The sequence below is a fragment of the Alphaproteobacteria bacterium genome (assembly GCA_019695395.1).
Taxonomy (GTDB): Bacteria; Pseudomonadota; Alphaproteobacteria; order JAEUKQ01; family JAIBAD01; genus JAIBAD01.
Genome location: JAIBAD010000015.1, coordinates 24,059 through 38,822, shown reverse-complemented (window position 1 = coordinate 38,822; position 14,764 = coordinate 24,059). Strand labels below are relative to the sequence as shown.

At 34.2% G+C, this 14,764-nt stretch carries 14 protein-coding genes and 2 tRNA genes; 12 read left to right on the top strand and 4 right to left on the bottom strand.

Annotated features, from left to right (window positions below):
- From K1X44_04115 to K1X44_04105, 3 genes are all read left to right on the top strand, one after another.
- A partial coding sequence (locus K1X44_04115) for an ABC transporter permease subunit (GenBank protein MBX7146478.1) occupies positions 1–473 on the top strand: 473 nt, incomplete at its 5' end.
- Positions 474–486: 13 nt separating this feature from the next.
- Entirely contained in the window at positions 487–1,581 is a 1,095-nt protein-coding gene (locus K1X44_04110; protein MBX7146477.1) for an amino acid ABC transporter permease, read from the top strand.
- Between the two features lie 60 nt (positions 1,582–1,641).
- Positions 1,642–2,370, top strand: coding sequence for an amino acid ABC transporter ATP-binding protein (locus K1X44_04105; protein MBX7146476.1), 729 nt, complete (start codon positions 1,642–1,644; stop codon positions 2,368–2,370).
- A 24-nt stretch (positions 2,371–2,394) separates the two neighbouring features.
- On the opposite strand, the gene K1X44_04100 is transcribed toward K1X44_04105, so the two are convergent.
- Positions 2,395–4,017 (bottom strand): L,D-transpeptidase family protein, encoded by a 1,623-nt coding sequence (locus tag K1X44_04100; protein ID MBX7146475.1) that lies wholly within the window; start codon positions 4,015–4,017, stop codon positions 2,395–2,397.
- 86 nt (positions 4,018–4,103) lie between these two features.
- On the opposite strand from K1X44_04100, the gene K1X44_04095 reads away from it, so the two are divergent.
- From K1X44_04095 to K1X44_04060, 8 genes are all read left to right on the top strand, one after another.
- Positions 4,104–5,585 carry an NAD(P)H-hydrate dehydratase gene (locus K1X44_04095; protein MBX7146474.1) on the top strand — a complete coding sequence of 494 codons (1,482 nt, stop codon included), beginning with the start codon at positions 4,104–4,106 and terminating at the stop codon, positions 5,583–5,585.
- A 67-nt stretch (positions 5,586–5,652) separates the two neighbouring features.
- A tRNA-Leu gene (locus tag K1X44_04090) sits at positions 5,653–5,737 on the top strand.
- Between the two features lie 80 nt (positions 5,738–5,817).
- Complete coding sequence (gene tig, locus K1X44_04085; protein MBX7146473.1) at positions 5,818–7,158, top strand: trigger factor; 1,341 nt, start codon at positions 5,818–5,820, stop codon at positions 7,156–7,158.
- Positions 7,159–7,224: 66 nt separating this feature from the next.
- Positions 7,225–7,842: an ATP-dependent Clp protease proteolytic subunit gene (locus K1X44_04080; GenBank protein ID MBX7146472.1), complete on the top strand. Its 618-nt coding sequence runs from the start codon at positions 7,225–7,227 to the stop codon at positions 7,840–7,842.
- A gap of 186 nt (positions 7,843–8,028) precedes the next feature.
- Entirely contained in the window at positions 8,029–9,312 is a 1,284-nt protein-coding gene (gene clpX / locus K1X44_04075) for an ATP-dependent Clp protease ATP-binding subunit ClpX (protein ID MBX7146471.1), read from the top strand.
- 157 nt (positions 9,313–9,469) lie between these two features.
- Positions 9,470–11,887 carry an endopeptidase La gene (lon, locus tag K1X44_04070; GenBank protein ID MBX7146470.1) on the top strand — a complete coding sequence of 806 codons (2,418 nt, stop codon included), beginning with the start codon at positions 9,470–9,472 and terminating at the stop codon, positions 11,885–11,887.
- 166 nt (positions 11,888–12,053) lie between these two features.
- A complete protein-coding gene (locus tag K1X44_04065; protein ID MBX7146469.1) occupies positions 12,054–12,335 on the top strand; it encodes an HU family DNA-binding protein in 282 nt (93 codons plus the stop codon).
- 70 nt (positions 12,336–12,405) lie between these two features.
- A tRNA-Val gene (locus K1X44_04060) sits at positions 12,406–12,481 on the top strand.
- Between the two features lie 14 nt (positions 12,482–12,495).
- Here K1X44_04060 and K1X44_04055 read toward each other — a convergent pair.
- Entirely contained in the window at positions 12,496–12,693 is a 198-nt protein-coding gene (locus K1X44_04055) for a hypothetical protein (GenBank protein MBX7146468.1), read from the bottom strand.
- Between the two features lie 57 nt (positions 12,694–12,750).
- Positions 12,751–13,245 carry a hypothetical protein gene (locus K1X44_04050; GenBank protein MBX7146467.1) on the bottom strand — a complete coding sequence of 165 codons (495 nt, stop codon included), beginning with the start codon at positions 13,243–13,245 and terminating at the stop codon, positions 12,751–12,753.
- A gap of 81 nt (positions 13,246–13,326) precedes the next feature.
- On the opposite strand from K1X44_04050, the gene K1X44_04045 reads away from it, so the two are divergent.
- Positions 13,327–13,821 carry a GNAT family N-acetyltransferase gene (locus K1X44_04045; GenBank protein ID MBX7146466.1) on the top strand — a complete coding sequence of 165 codons (495 nt, stop codon included), beginning with the start codon at positions 13,327–13,329 and terminating at the stop codon, positions 13,819–13,821.
- A gap of 29 nt (positions 13,822–13,850) precedes the next feature.
- Here the strand turns inward: K1X44_04045 and K1X44_04040 are convergent, their stop codons facing one another.
- A complete protein-coding gene (locus tag K1X44_04040; GenBank protein MBX7146465.1) occupies positions 13,851–14,408 on the bottom strand; it encodes a manganese efflux pump MntP family protein in 558 nt (185 codons plus the stop codon).
- Between the last annotated feature and the right edge of the window lie 356 nt (positions 14,409–14,764).

Sequence of the window (14,764 nt, the reverse complement as noted above, 5' to 3'; positions counted from 1 at the left end):
TTTCAATTATTTGGGAAATTCCAAGTATAGAAGGCTTTAATTTTAGAGGTGGGGTAAGTTTATCACCAGAATTTATGGCCTTATTAATTGCTTTATCAATTTATACATCGGCCTTTATTGCAGAAATTGTTCGCTCTGGTATTTTGGCAATTGGCCATGGTCAAACAGAGGCTGGATTAGCATTAGGTTTATCTCGAAGTAAAGTTATTAATCTAGTTATTATTCCACAAGCGTTGCGAGTTATTATACCACCCCTTACAAATCAATATTTAAATCTGACTAAAAATTCGTCTCTTGCGGTCGCAATTGGTTTTCCAGATTTAGTCAGTGTTTTTGCTGGAACAGCTTTAAATCAAACAGGACGCGCTGTTGAAATTATATCACTCACTATGTTATTTTACTTGATCATCAGTTTACTTATTTCTTCTATTATGAATTATTATAATCGCAAAGTTCGATTTATGGAGCGCTAATATGCAAGAACTTATGCCTCCTGTTTCTGAACATTCTAATATTTTTATAAAATTATGGGTTTGGCTTCGGACCAATCTTTTCTCTTCATTTTTTAATACTATTCTTACTTTTCTAGCCCTTTATTTACTTTATTTAATTATACCCCCACTTTTCAATTGGTTGTTTTTAGACGCAAACTGGCATGAGGGAACATCACGTGCAGATTGTCAGGCAGATGGGGCATGTTGGACGATGATTAGAGCTAGGTTTGGACAATTTATTTATGGCTTTTATCCTGAAAGTGAACGTTGGCGTGTTAATCTTGTTTTTATTCTTATGGCTTTGGGTATTGCAGCATTTATTATAAAGAAAATTCCAGGTAAAACCTACACGGGATTATTTTTGTTAGTTTTATTTCCTTTTATTTCTTTTTGGCTTTTATATGGATGGCCATATCTACCTATTGTCGAAACAAGATTTTGGGGTGGATTGATGCTTAATGTAATTGTTGGAACAATTGGAATTGTTGCGTCTTTACCTCTGGGTATATTTTTAGCGTTAGGAAGAAGATCAAATTTACCAGTTATTAGTATGGTGTGTACATTTTACATTGAATTTGTTCGTGCTGTACCTTTAATCACAGTATTATTTATGTCATCTGTTATGCTACCTTTATTTTTACCTGAAGGGGTTACTTTTGATAAATTGCTTCGGGCTATTATTGGTATTGCTTTATTTAGTGCTGCCTATATGGCCGAAGTTATTCGTGGTGGTCTACAAGCCATTCCTCGAGGTCAATTTGAAGCAGCAAAAAGCCTTGGGTTAAATTATTGGCAAACAGTATGTTTAATTATTTTACCCCAAGCTTTGCGTTTGGTCATACCTGGTATTGTCAATACATTTATTAGTTTATTTAAAGATACAACTTTGGTCACACAAATTGGTATTTTTGATCTTTTAGGTGTTATTCAGGCTGCAACAAGGGATGCGAATTGGGCGGGTCTTGCAATCGAAGGATATGTTTTCACAGCTTTTGTTTTTTGGATAATATGTTTTAGTATGTCAAGATACAGCCAATATCTGGAAAAAAAACTTAATGCAAGCTCTTATAAAAATAATTCTGATTAAAGGTTTTTTATGGTTTTAGAACACACTACATCATCTTCCTCCCAAACAACATCGGAACCAATGGTACGTTTGACGGATGTTAATAAATGGTTTGGTTATTTTCATGTTTTACGTGATATTAATTTGGCTATTCATAAAGGGGAACGTATTGTCATATGTGGTCCCTCGGGATCAGGTAAATCAACAATGATCCGCTGTATTAATGCTTTGGAAGAGCATCAAAAAGGACAAATTATTGTTGATGGAATTGAATTAACGAGAGATATGAAAAATATCGAAGCTATTCGCCGCGAAGTTGGAATGGTGTTTCAACAATTTAATCTTTTTCCTCATTTAACTGTATTAGAAAATTTAACTCTAGCCCCTATTTGGGTACGTAAAATGCCCAAGGAAAAAGCTATTAATCTTGCAATGCAATATTTAGAACGGGTAAAAATTCCTGAACAAGCCAATAAATATCCTGGTCAACTTTCAGGTGGGCAACAACAACGTGTTGCGATTGCCCGTTCTTTATGTATGAATCCAAAAATTATGCTTTTTGATGAGCCAACATCAGCGCTTGATCCCGAAATGATTAAAGAAGTTTTAGAGGTTATGGTTGAATTGGCCAATTCTGGTATGACAATGATTTGTGTTACCCACGAAATGGGTTTTGCCCGTACTGTCGCAAATCGGGTTGTCTTTATGGATAAAGGTGAAATTATAGAAGAAAATGATCCTATTAACTTCTTTAAAAACCCAAAATCCGAAAGAACGAAGCTTTTTTTAAGTCAGATTCTTCATAATTAATTGATTTATATAAATTTTAACTAATTAAGATAGATTTTTGGGTATGGCTCTTTCTTGGGTTATTTGTTCCCATATTTGATTGAGCTCTGTATCACGATTATATATATCGGGTCGGAATTGCATTATTTTTGTATTATCAACCCATGCTGTAATATACATAATATAAACAGGTAATTCTTCTTTAAGATTAATAAGTGTTTCTTTACCCGTTGCTATAATTTGGTTGATTTTTTCTTGCGACCAATCAGGATCATTAAGAACAGCTTCAGCAAGCTCCAAGGGTTTTTCTACCCGAATACAGCCATGGCTAAAATTACGAACAGTTTTTTGGAAAAGCTGTTTGGCAGGTGTATCATGAAGATAAATATTAAATTCGTTAGGAAAGATAAACTTGATTTGTCCAAGCGCATTACTTTGACCTGGGCGTTGTCTAATATTATAGGGGAAATCTTCTTCAGTTATATTTGACCAATCCATATCATAGGGTTCAATGGTTTCTGCCCCATCCACAATTTCAAAATTATTTTCACTTAAATAATCAGGATTATTAGAAAATTGAGGTAAAATTTCTTTAACTAAAATGCTTCGTGGTACATCCCAATAAGGATTAACAACAAGATACTTCATATTTTTTGAAAAAGTTGGTGTGCGATTATAATTTGTGCCAACAATTACTTTGCTATTTAAAATAACTTGATCGTTATCAATAAATTTTAACGTATAATCTGCAATATTAACGGCAATATATCTCACCCCTAAATTTGAAGGAAGCCATCTTTCTCTTTCAATTGAAATAAGAATTTGCTGAATTTTTTGTTGAACAGGAATATTCATTTCTAAGATCGTATTTTTTCCAATAACCCCATCATCTGTTAGTCCATGATTTTTTTGAAATGATTTAACAATAGATTCAAGTTCTGAATCATAAAGATCTGAATCTATATCAGAGATAGGAAATTGTTCTTGAGTTAAGCGTTGGCGAATAAGAGGTAGGATAGGATGATGATCACCCACATTTATTTTTTTATTTTCGATAGGAATACTAATCCATTCCCCTTTTTGTTTTATATCACGATAAAAAGACAAAAATTTCTTTAATTGTTCATAATTTGAATTAGCATTATGATATTTTTCAATAACATCTTCAGGATCTGAATCATCAGCCAAATTATTTAATATTTCTTCTAAGGATAAAGATTCTTTAATAAGCAAATATTGTTTATGGGCATGGATGGGATCAATTCTACCAGCATATAAATCATTAATGTAATAATAACTTCCGCGGCTTAGCATCCATTCGGCATTTACTAGATCATCTGGGGTATCGTTATCAATTTTTTCTTTTATAGATTGGATCCAATAATCCTCAGGGACTAATCCTTCATTAGAAGCTTGTTCAAAAAAATTAAGCATTTCTTTTGCTTTTGAATTAATTTTTTCTTCATTTTTAATCCAAACAGGTTGATAATTTCTTGAGCGATAGAATTGCTTTAATCTATCAAGGTTTTGTTCTGAAAGCTTGGTATTTCCTGGTGTAAGTGTAGATAATTTTGTTTCAAGCAAAAAAGAAAAATCTTGCTCCTCGGCGCTGGCCGATACAATAAAAAGAAACATACAAATAAAAATTAATAAAAATATTTTTTTCATAATGTTATAGTTATAAGTCTATAAGAAGTTTGTAAAAAATATGTTAATAATTTTTAATAATAATTATACTATACCAATTATTTCATATGCTTGATATTGTTTTAACAGAAACCCAAACCAAAGAGATGGAAGCTCATGCCAATAGTAAGGGTATTGGGCCAAGATTTTTAATAGAGGCTGCAGGTGCTTCTGTCGCACGTATTATTCAGCAAGATTATTTCATAAGACCTATTTTAATTATGTGCGGTCCAGGCCATAATGGGGCTGATGGATTAATTGCGGCTTATTATCTTAAACAAGCAGGTTGGCCCGTTAAAGTAGCCTTATATGGAAAAAAACAAAAATTAAAACCACATACTTTTTGGGCAGCACAGATATATAATGGTCCATTGATTGAGTTATCTGAAGAATTATGTACTGTTTGTGATCCATCTTGGCTGGTGGTTGACGCATTATTTGGGATTGGTCTTAATCGTCCTATCGAAAAATCTTTGGGGCAAATATTTGAAATTCTTAAGGAAAAAAAATGTCCTGTTATTTCTATTGATCTGCCAACTGGATTACAAACGGATACGGGCAATGTTATGGGCGCTACAATTACTGCTACCCAAACAATAGCATTAACATGTTATAAACCTGCCCACTGTTTGATGCCAGGGAAAATGTTTTGCGGAAAAATTAAAATTGTCAACCTTGGCATACCAACAATTTTTTATCTTCCTTTTCTTACTTTAACTAAAATTAATTATGCTAAATCATGGATAAAATATTTTCCACTACCTTTGCCCACAGATCATAAATATAATCGTGGTCACGTTTTGATTGTGGCAGGGGATACAAAACCAGGTGCTGCTGTCTTATCATCTGTTGCAACAAGAAGGGTTGGCGCTGGGTTGGTTACAGTTCTTTGTAGAAGTGAATTAAAGCAACTTTTCTGGATACAAAATCCTGGATTATTGGTCATAGATAAAAAAGATCAAGATAGTTTAAAAGAATTATTGGAAAAAAAATCTTTAAATGTATGTTTAATTGGGCCTGGTGCTGGCTGGTCTGATACGACTAAAGACCAAGTTTTATATTTATTACAATATAAAAAATATAATATTTTAGATGCAGATGCTTTAAATGTTTTTTCAGATACCCCTGATCTTTTATGGAAAAATATTTCATCCCCAACTGTTATCACACCTCATGAAGGTGAATTTATAAGATTATTTCCAACCCTTCAGGGTAATAAAATAGAGCGTGCCCAAGCTGCCGCAAAAATAAGTCAAACTATTGTTGTCTTCAAAGGCCATGATACAGTTATTGCTCATCCCGAAGGTTATGTTCGTATCAATATTAATGCCCCATCTTGGTTAGCAACAGCTGGATCTGGGGATGTTTTAGCAGGGCTTATTGCAGGATTAATGGCCCAAGGTATGCCCCCTTTTGAATCAGCCGCCGCCGCGGTTTGGCTTCAAGGTAAAATAGCCCAGGAACAAGGTATAGGTTTTATTGCTGAAGATGTGAATCATATATTGCCAAAGATTTTAGCTCGTTTAATATCAAAATATTCTCTTGGCTAAATGCAGAGGTTGTTTTTATAATAAAAAATCTGCTATAAAACGCCCTCGAGATATTATTAAAAATTAAGCGGGCGTGGCGGAATTGGTAGACGCGCCAGACTTAGGATCTGGTAACGAAAGTTGTGGGGGTTCAAATCCCTTCGCCCGCACCATATATGGAGTAGATTTAGCAATTTAAAAAATTGATCAAATCTTTGAATAAAATACTAGGTGTTTATAAGGAATAAAGGTTATGCAGGTTAAAGAAACGTTAAATGAAGGCCTAAAACGTCAATTTAATGTAACAGTTCCAGCGTCAGACATGACAAAAAGAGCTGATAAAAGATTAAACGAATTGGCAGCCAGAATGAAATTACCTGGCTTTAGGCCGGGAAAAATTCCTATGGACCTCGTAAAAAAACGTTATGGAGATTCTGTTCAAGCAGAAATTATTCAAAAAGCTGCATCAGAAACCGCCCATCAACTTTTACAAGAGCGTGGTTTGAAAATTGCTATTCAACCCAAGGTAGAAATTCTTAAATCTGGCGAAGCTAAAGATCTTGAATTTAATGTAGATGTTGAATTGTTACCAGATATTCACATAACCGATTTTAAAAAATTGAGTTTTGAGAAAATTACATCAGACATTCCTGAAGAAAAGATTGATGAAACTTTATCCATACTTGCAGATCGTCAACGACCATGGGTTAAACTTGAGCAATCCCGTATGACACAAAAAGGTGATGGTCTAATCATTGATTTTGTAGGAAAGAAGGATGGGAAAGAATTTCCTGGCGGTAAAGCTGACAATTATCGTCTTGAATTAGGTTCTAATACTTTTATCCCTGGATTTGAAGATCAGCTTACAGGGGTTATGGTTCCTTCTCAAAAAAATATTGAAGTGACCTTTCCAGAAAATTATGGCAGTGCAAATTTAGCAGGGCAAAAAGCTGTTTTTGAAATTAATCTTAAAGAAATTGAGGTGAAGGGTGAAAAACCTGCCTTTGATGATGAATTTGCTAAAAAAATGGGATATCAAAATATTTCACTTTTAAAAGATGCAATTAAAAAACAATTAGAAGAAGAGATAGCTTTACAAAGTAAAGATGAGTTAAAGCGCAAACTTTTTGATCAATTATATGCTTTACATGATTTTGACTTACCAAAGTCAGTCGTAGATCAAGAATTTAATCAAATTTGGCAAGGATTAGAGCAAAATCGAAAATCTGGTCAATTGGATCCAGAAGATCAAAATAAAACTGATGATGAATTACGGAAAGAATATCGTAAAATTGCTGAAAGACGGGTGAAATTAGGTCTGTTATTATCTGAAGTTGGGCGTATACATAATATTCAGATATCAAATGATGAATTAAACCAAGCTGTTATGGGACAAGCTAGGAGGTTTCCAGGTCAAGAGCGTCAAGTGTTTGATTATTATCGCAATAATCAAGAAGCGTTAGCACAGCTAAGAGCACCACTTTATGAAGATAAAATAGTCGACTTTATTTTAGATATGGTTACAGTTACTTCTCATAAAGTACCTTATAATGAAGTAAAGTCTAAGACAGAAACAAAAGGAATATCTGGATAAATAATTATAAATAATAATTGGTTTTTATTTAAATAAAGGAGCAAGGTCGTGCAAGACCCAAATGAGATGTATATGAATTTTCTTGTCCCGATGGTGATTGAACAAACTAATCGGGGGGAACGGGCTTATGATATTTATTCAAGATTATTAAAAGAAAGGATAATTTTTTTAGTTGGTCCAGTAAATGATTCGATGGCAAGTTTAGCATGTGCCCAGCTTTTATTTCTTGAATCAGAAAATCCTACAAAAGATATTTCAATTTATATTAATTCGCCCGGTGGTTTAGTAACATCTGGTTTAGCTATTTATGATACCATCCAATATATAAGACCCGAAGTTTCAACTGTGTGTATGGGGTTGGCGGCGTCTATGGGGTCGCTTTTGTTAACAGCTGGTACAAAAGGTAAGCGTTTTTCAACACCCAATGCAAAAATTATGATTCATCAACCTTCTGGTGGATTCCAAGGTCAAGCAACAGATATAGAAATACATGCCAAGGATATTTTATTAACACGCGCACGTTTAAATCAACTTTATGTAAAACATACAGAACAACCTTTGGCGATTATTGAACAAACAATGGAAAGAGACCGTTTTATGATTCCAGAGGAAGCAAAAAATTTTGGTCTTATTGATAATGTTTTTGAAAAGAGACCTATGCTTGAACCTGGCACAAAACAATAAAATATTTGAAAGTAACTAAAAATTAACTATATCATATTAAATTTCATAATATAATAGTTCTATTGATAAAGAGTTGAATAATTATCAAAAAGTTCTATGTAAGATAATTGATTGCCAATAAGATATATGGATGATAGGCTTAGCCTGAGATTACCAAAGATTATTTAATTGTAACGGATTTGATTAATGACCAAGACAACAAATAGTGGTGGCGAAAATAAAAATACTCTTTATTGCTCTTTTTGCGGCAAAAGCCAGCATGAAGTGCGCAAATTAATTGCTGGCCCTACTGTTTTTATTTGTGATGAATGTGTCGAACTTTGTACGGATATTATCCGTGAAGAACATAGAACATCTCTTGTAAAATCTCGTGATGGGATTCCTACACCTCGCGATATCAGAACGGTTTTAGATGATTATGTTATTGGTCAAACTTACGCGAAACGCGTGTTAGCGGTTGCGGTTCATAACCATTATAAAAGATTAGCTAACGCGACAAAAAGTGGTGACATTGAACTCGCTAAATCAAATATTTTACTTATTGGGCCTACAGGATGTGGTAAGACATTGTTGGCACAAACTTTGGCACGTATTATCGATGTTCCCTTTACAATGGCTGATGCAACAACATTAACGGAAGCTGGTTATGTTGGTGAAGATGTTGAAAATATTATTCTTAAGCTTTTGCAAGCAGCAGATTATAATGTGGAAAGAGCCCAACGAGGTATTGTTTATATTGATGAAGTTGATAAAATTAGCCGTAAATCAGATAATCCATCAATTACACGTGATGTATCTGGGGAGGGTGTTCAACAAGCCCTTTTAAAGATTATGGAAGGGACAATTGCCTCTGTTCCACCCCAAGGTGGCCGTAAGCATCCCCAACAAGAATTTTTACAAGTTGATACGACAAATATACTTTTTATTTGTGGGGGTGCATTTTCTGGATTAGAGAAAATTATTTCGTCACGTGGCAAAGGTTCTGCCATTGGGTTTGGTGCTGATGTTAAAGGGCCAGATGAACGCCAAACCGGTGATATATTACGTGAGGTTGAACCAGAAGATCTTCTTCGTTTTGGACTAATTCCTGAATTTATAGGACGTTTACCTGTTATTGCAACTTTGGATGATTTAGCGGAAAGCGCATTGATGGATATATTATCTAAACCAAAAAATGCGCTTTTAAAACAATATCAAAAGCTTTTTGAAATGGATAATGTTCGGCTTGAATTTACCGAAGATGCACTAAAAGCAGTTGCAGGTAAAGCAATTATTCGAAAAACGGGGGCACGTGGATTGCGTTCAATTATGGAATCGATTTTGCTTGAACCTATGTTTGAATTGCCAGGTTTGAATAGCGTTGAAAAGATTGTCATCAGTAAAGAAGTTATCGAAAATAGATCGAAACCTATTTATATTTACACCGATAAGAGAGAGGATATCACGACAAACAGTGGTACCCATTCATAAGATAAAAGGATTATATATCGAAAATTTCTTAAATGGTATAATTCTAATTTCTTTAAACTAACCCTTGTAATTTTTTTTTAAGGTACATCTTTTATATCGTAGGGCGAGATACTAAATACTATTTGGTCCTTTTTAAATAAACAAAGCTAGAGGTTATATGGAACCCCAATCTTTAACAACAGAACATCTCTTTCCAGTTCTTCCTTTACGTGACATTGTAATGTTTCCTCATATGATTGTTCCTTTATTTGTGGGGAGAGAGAAATCTGTCCGTGCTCTTGAAGATATGATGAGAGAAGATAAACAAATATTACTTGTTACCCAAAAATCTGCATCACAAGAAGATCCGGGCAAGGACGATCTTTATCGTATTGGTACGATTGGTACGGTTTTACAACTTTTAAGATTACCAGATGGCACAGTTAAAGTATTAGTTGAGGGAAAGCAACGGGCAAAAATAAGCCATTTTGCTGATAATGAATCTTTTTTTCAAGCCTATGCAGATGTTTTGCAAGAAACTTCGGGTGACCCCCTTGAAGTTGAAGCCTTATTAAGATCTGTGGTTTCCCAATTCGAACAATATATGAAACTAAATAAAAAGGTACCCCCTGAAGTTTTAGTTTCAATTAATCAAATTGAAGAAGCAAGTAAGCTTGCAGATACTATTGCGTCCCATTTAGGTTTAAAAATTTCAGATAAACAAGAATTATTAGAAATTATTAATATCAATGATCGACTAGAGCGCGTTAATAATTTAATGGAAAGCGAAATTGGTGTTCTTCAAGTTGAAAGAAGAATTCGCAGCCGTGTTAAAAGACAGATGGAAAAAACCCAACGTGAATATTATTTGAATGAGCAAATGAAGGCGATTCAGAAAGAGCTTGGAGAAGGGGAAGAAGGTAAAGATGAACTTGGTGAATTAGAAGAAAAAATAAAAAATACCAAGCTTAGTAAAGAAGCCAATGAAAAAGCCATGGCTGAATTAAAAAAATTGCGTTCGATGAGCCCAATGTCAGCGGAAGCAACAGTTGTACGTAATTATTTAGATTGGCTTTTGAATATACCTTGGCACAATACAACAAAAGTTAAACGCGATATTAAACTTGCCGAAAAGGTTCTAAATACGGATCATTACGGGTTGGAAAAGGTTAAAGAACGTATTTTAGAATATCTGGCTGTTCAACAACGTATGAAAAAAGTCAAAGGTCCTATTCTTTGTTTGGTTGGACCCCCTGGTGTTGGAAAAACATCTTTGGGGAAATCTATTGCCAAGGCGACAGGCCGTAATTTTGTGCGTATGTCACTTGGCGGGGTACGGGATGAAGCAGAAATTCGTGGTCATAGACGGACATATATTGGATCTATGCCAGGCAAAATTATTCAAGCCATGAAAAAGGCGAAATCATCTAATCCTTTATTTTTATTAGATGAAATTGATAAATTGGGTGCGGATTGGCGGGGTGATCCATCTTCTGCTTTATTAGAAGTTTTGGATCCGGAACAAAATTCAACCTTTAATGATCACTATCTTGAAGTTGATTATGACTTGTCTGATATTATGTTTGTGACAACGGCCAATAGTTTACGTATGCCCCAGCCCTTGTTGGATCGTATGGAAATTATACGTTTATCTGGCTATACCGAAGATGAAAAAGTTGAAATTGCGAAAAGACATTTGTTAGATAAACAATTAAAAGACCATGGATTAAAAAGTAATGAATGGTCAATTACGGATGGCGCTTTGCGTGATTTGATTCGTTATTATACGCGTGAAGCAGGTGTGCGTAATCTTGAACGTGAAATTGCAAATTTATCCCGTAAATCAATTAAAGAAATTTTGATGAACAATTCTAAAAAAGTTACTATCACTGTTGATAATTTAGAAAAATATGCGGGTATTCGTAAGTTTCGTTTTGGAGAAACAGAATTATCTGATTTGGTTGGTGTTACAACAGGTTTAGCATGGACCGAGGTTGGGGGAGAGATTCTTACCATAGAAGCAGTTACGCTACCAGGTAAGGGTAAAGTGACAGCCACGGGTAAATTGGGTGATGTTATGAAAGAATCGGTTCAAGCTGCAGAAAGCTATGTGAAATCACGCGCGGCTGATTTCGGTATTAAACCTACAATTTTTGATAAAAAAGATATCCATGTGCATGTACCCGAAGGTGCAACACCCAAAGATGGCCCATCTGCTGGTGTGGCGATGGTTACATCAATTGTATCAGTTTTAACTAGTATAGCTGTACGCCGTGATGTTGCCATGACAGGAGAAGTTACTTTAAGGGGAAGAGTTTTACCAATTGGTGGATTAAAGGAAAAGCTGCTCGCAGCTTTACGTGCAGGTATAAAAACGGCCTTAATACCTATTGATAATGAAAAAGATTTGGCAGAAATACCAGATAATGTAAAAACTGGATTGAAAATCATTCCAGTCAAGTCTGTTGATGAGGTTTTATATCATGCGTTGGTTAAACCTTTAACAAAAATAGAATGGAATGAAGAGCAAGAAGAAGCAAAGAAAATTGCATCAAATATTGCTAAAAACGACCATGATTCTATGATAACTCATTAAATAGTGCTTTTTATCACCTTTTTTTTAAAAAATCTTTGCTTTGAGTAGTTTTATAGATTGACGAAGTCGATAAACCCTGTCTAAAATCCCTTGTTTTCCAGAGATTCAGGGGGACATAAACTTTAATATTTATTATTTCGTTTGATCCTATAAGGGGTAAAATACGGTGAATAAAAACGATCTCGTTAATGTTGTTGCAGACAAAACAGAATTGTCTAAAACTAAAGCTACAGAAGCTGTTGATGCAGTTTTTGAAGCAATTGAACATGCCTTAGTTAAGGGTGATGAAGTACGTCTCGTAGGCTTTGGTACCTTTGCCGTTGCAAAACGCAAAGCTACAGAAGGACGTAATCCTCGTACAGGTGAAACTATTAAAATACCAGCTTCTAAACAGCCTAAATTCCGCGCAGGAAAAAGTTTAAAAGAAGCTGTTAATAAAAAGCGTTAATATCTTTTAAAGAATAGATCGGCTGAAAGTACCAATATATTCTTTTGGCCGATCTGTTTTTTTATAAATAGGGCGGTTAGCTCAGTTGGTAGAGCGTCTCGTTTACACCGAGAGGGTCGGCGGTTCGAGTCCGTCATCGCCCACCATTTAAATCCTTGATTTAGCTGGTATTTTTATATGAAGACCTTCTCTCTGTATTTCTATTCTGGCGCATATCTGGCGCAGAATTTCTTAAAGTACTCCACGCAGCTCTACGAAGATAGTCTGGTTGATGTTTAGCGTAACGTTCAGTTGTTGCTGTAACTCTCTGGCCTAACATCCCCGAGATATCATAAATAGGTATGCCGTTCTGAGCCATCCATATAGCCGCAGTATGCATGAATATGTAATAAAATATCTCATTAGTACAATAAAACTAATAAGAACCCCAAAGTTTATCATATTGATCAAGATCGTTTTCAGCGAAATATAAAAGTCCTAAAGCATAAATTGCATGTATTGGATTTTTTACATTTTCATAGTGAATGGTCATGTCTTTTTCAAGTTTTGCGTTGACCAATTTTTTAATTTGCCGTTCTGACGCTACATATTTACCTGTATAAAAATGATTGAATTGTTTTATATCTATATAGGATAAATTTTGTCTATCTGGTCTAAACCGGTAGATAGAAATTCTTTTTCTCATTATGCTTACATAATAATCTTGATGATCAAATACAAAAACCTTCCTTAGCCCACCTGTTATTTTTTGATTTATTTCGCAACTAAAAGAATGTATTAAAGAAAGTGAATTTGTAAAATCATCACTTCGTATCGTGATAATTCCTTCTGTTGGATAATTTTTTATGGCGAATATTTGGTATTGTAAATATTTATCTATATAGACAGCAAGAGTATTTAAATTAGTCATTCATTACATTTAGGTATTTAAACTCTGATTACTAGATCATTATTCTTAATTATTTATGTATATATGTTATAAACATTTTATATGATACATATCAAATCAATAAAAGCTGATGAACTTAATGATATTATTGATCTAGCACGTCTTATATGGCCAGTTAGTTATGCGCACATATTAACGCAAGAACAGATTAATAATATGTTGGATCGTATTTATAGTTTGGAAAATCTTAAAAAGGAAATGCGGTCTGGTCACATTTTCTTTATAGCTATATTGGATACCCAAAAAGTGGGATATGTGTCAGCCTATCAAGAAGAGTCTATAGTTTGGTTAAAAAAATTATATATTTTACCCACATTGCAAGGACAAGGGATAGGAAAACAATTAATCAATGTAATTATTAAGGCATTTCCAAAAAGCCAAGAAATACGATTATTAGTAAATCGGGATAATTTGCACGCTCAACAATTTTACCTTCGGCAACATTTCATTAAAATTGATGAAATACCCGTTAAAATGGGTGATTTTAATTTTGTCGATTTTGTTTTTTCTAAAAAAATTAAACCAACAATAACATAACAATAAGGTAAATACAGGTATTTATCTTACTATAGGGTAAGATGCTCAATAAGTATTTTTGCACCTATGGCAATTAAACATACCTCACCTAAAAATTCTGTGGCCTTTCCGGTTTTGGTGCCGAGATAATGACCTGTCATGATGCCAATTGTGACCATAATAAAAGTTGCTATTCCAATCATACCAGCCATCATCCATATATTAACATTTAATAAAGTAAGAGTTGCACCTATAGCCAGTGCATCGATACTGGTACCAAGCGCTGTTAAAATTAAAAGCCAAAATTTATGTGATCTTTTAGATGTAATAAGTTCATCATGAAAGGTTTCATAAATCATTTTACCACCAATTAAAGATAGAATGGTAAAAGCAAGCCAATGATCAATAAAGGCTATTGATTTGTTTGCCATCATACCTAATCCCCATCCGATAATGGGTGTCAATGTTTCAATTCCCCCAAATATTAATCCTATTTTGAAGGCATGTTTAATTTTAGGTCTATGAAGGGTAATATCTTTGTTAACGGAAATTGCGAAAGCATCCGCTGACATACTAAAAGCAACAATAGTGTTTGAAATAAAGCTCATGATTTGCTCCAACCGGCCCTAAACACAATACATATTACACAGGATTTGCCGGAAAATATCCTGATAATACGTATTGGTCTTGCCAAACGCCGAAGCGCTGATCCAACCATGTACTGGGTGGCACAAGCATGTTGATTGAATCCCAAAGGGAGGCTACTCCCCAAATACAGATAAAGGGTATTATTTAATTAAAAAATAACAAGAGCCTTTTAGACAAGATTGTAAAAAAATTAGACAATAAAATATTCAAAATTGAATAGGTAATTTTTATTTTTACTGTGGATTTTGAATAAAAAGATCAAGATGATAGTTAAATTTTTTTATAACAAATCTAAGATGCATTTGGTCTAGCAGGT

What these genes read in the sequence shown, in the direction of transcription:
- K1X44_04100 (MBX7146475.1), bottom strand. Translation starts at nt 4,017, where the DNA reads ATGAAAAAAATATTTTTATTAATTTTTATTTGTATGTTTCTTTTTATT.
- lon (MBX7146470.1), top strand. Translation starts at nt 9,470, where the DNA reads ATGGAACCCCAATCTTTAACAACAGAACATCTCTTTCCAGTTCTTCCT.
- K1X44_04045 (MBX7146466.1), top strand. Translation starts at nt 13,327, where the DNA reads ATGATACATATCAAATCAATAAAAGCTGATGAACTTAATGATATTATT.
- K1X44_04105 (MBX7146476.1), top strand. Translation starts at nt 1,642, where the DNA reads ATGGTACGTTTGACGGATGTTAATAAATGGTTTGGTTATTTTCATGTT.
- K1X44_04080 (MBX7146472.1), top strand. Translation starts at nt 7,225, where the DNA reads ATGTATATGAATTTTCTTGTCCCGATGGTGATTGAACAAACTAATCGG.
- K1X44_04050 (MBX7146467.1), bottom strand. Translation starts at nt 13,245, where the DNA reads ATGACTAATTTAAATACTCTTGCTGTCTATATAGATAAATATTTACAA.
- clpX (MBX7146471.1), top strand. Translation starts at nt 8,029, where the DNA reads ATGACCAAGACAACAAATAGTGGTGGCGAAAATAAAAATACTCTTTAT.
- tig (MBX7146473.1), top strand. Translation starts at nt 5,818, where the DNA reads ATGCAGGTTAAAGAAACGTTAAATGAAGGCCTAAAACGTCAATTTAAT.
- K1X44_04040 (MBX7146465.1), bottom strand. Translation starts at nt 14,408, where the DNA reads ATGAGCTTTATTTCAAACACTATTGTTGCTTTTAGTATGTCAGCGGAT.
- K1X44_04095 (MBX7146474.1), top strand. Translation starts at nt 4,104, where the DNA reads ATGCTTGATATTGTTTTAACAGAAACCCAAACCAAAGAGATGGAAGCT.
- K1X44_04110 (MBX7146477.1), top strand. Translation starts at nt 487, where the DNA reads ATGCCTCCTGTTTCTGAACATTCTAATATTTTTATAAAATTATGGGTT.
- K1X44_04055 (MBX7146468.1), bottom strand. Translation starts at nt 12,693, where the DNA reads ATGGCTCAGAACGGCATACCTATTTATGATATCTCGGGGATGTTAGGC.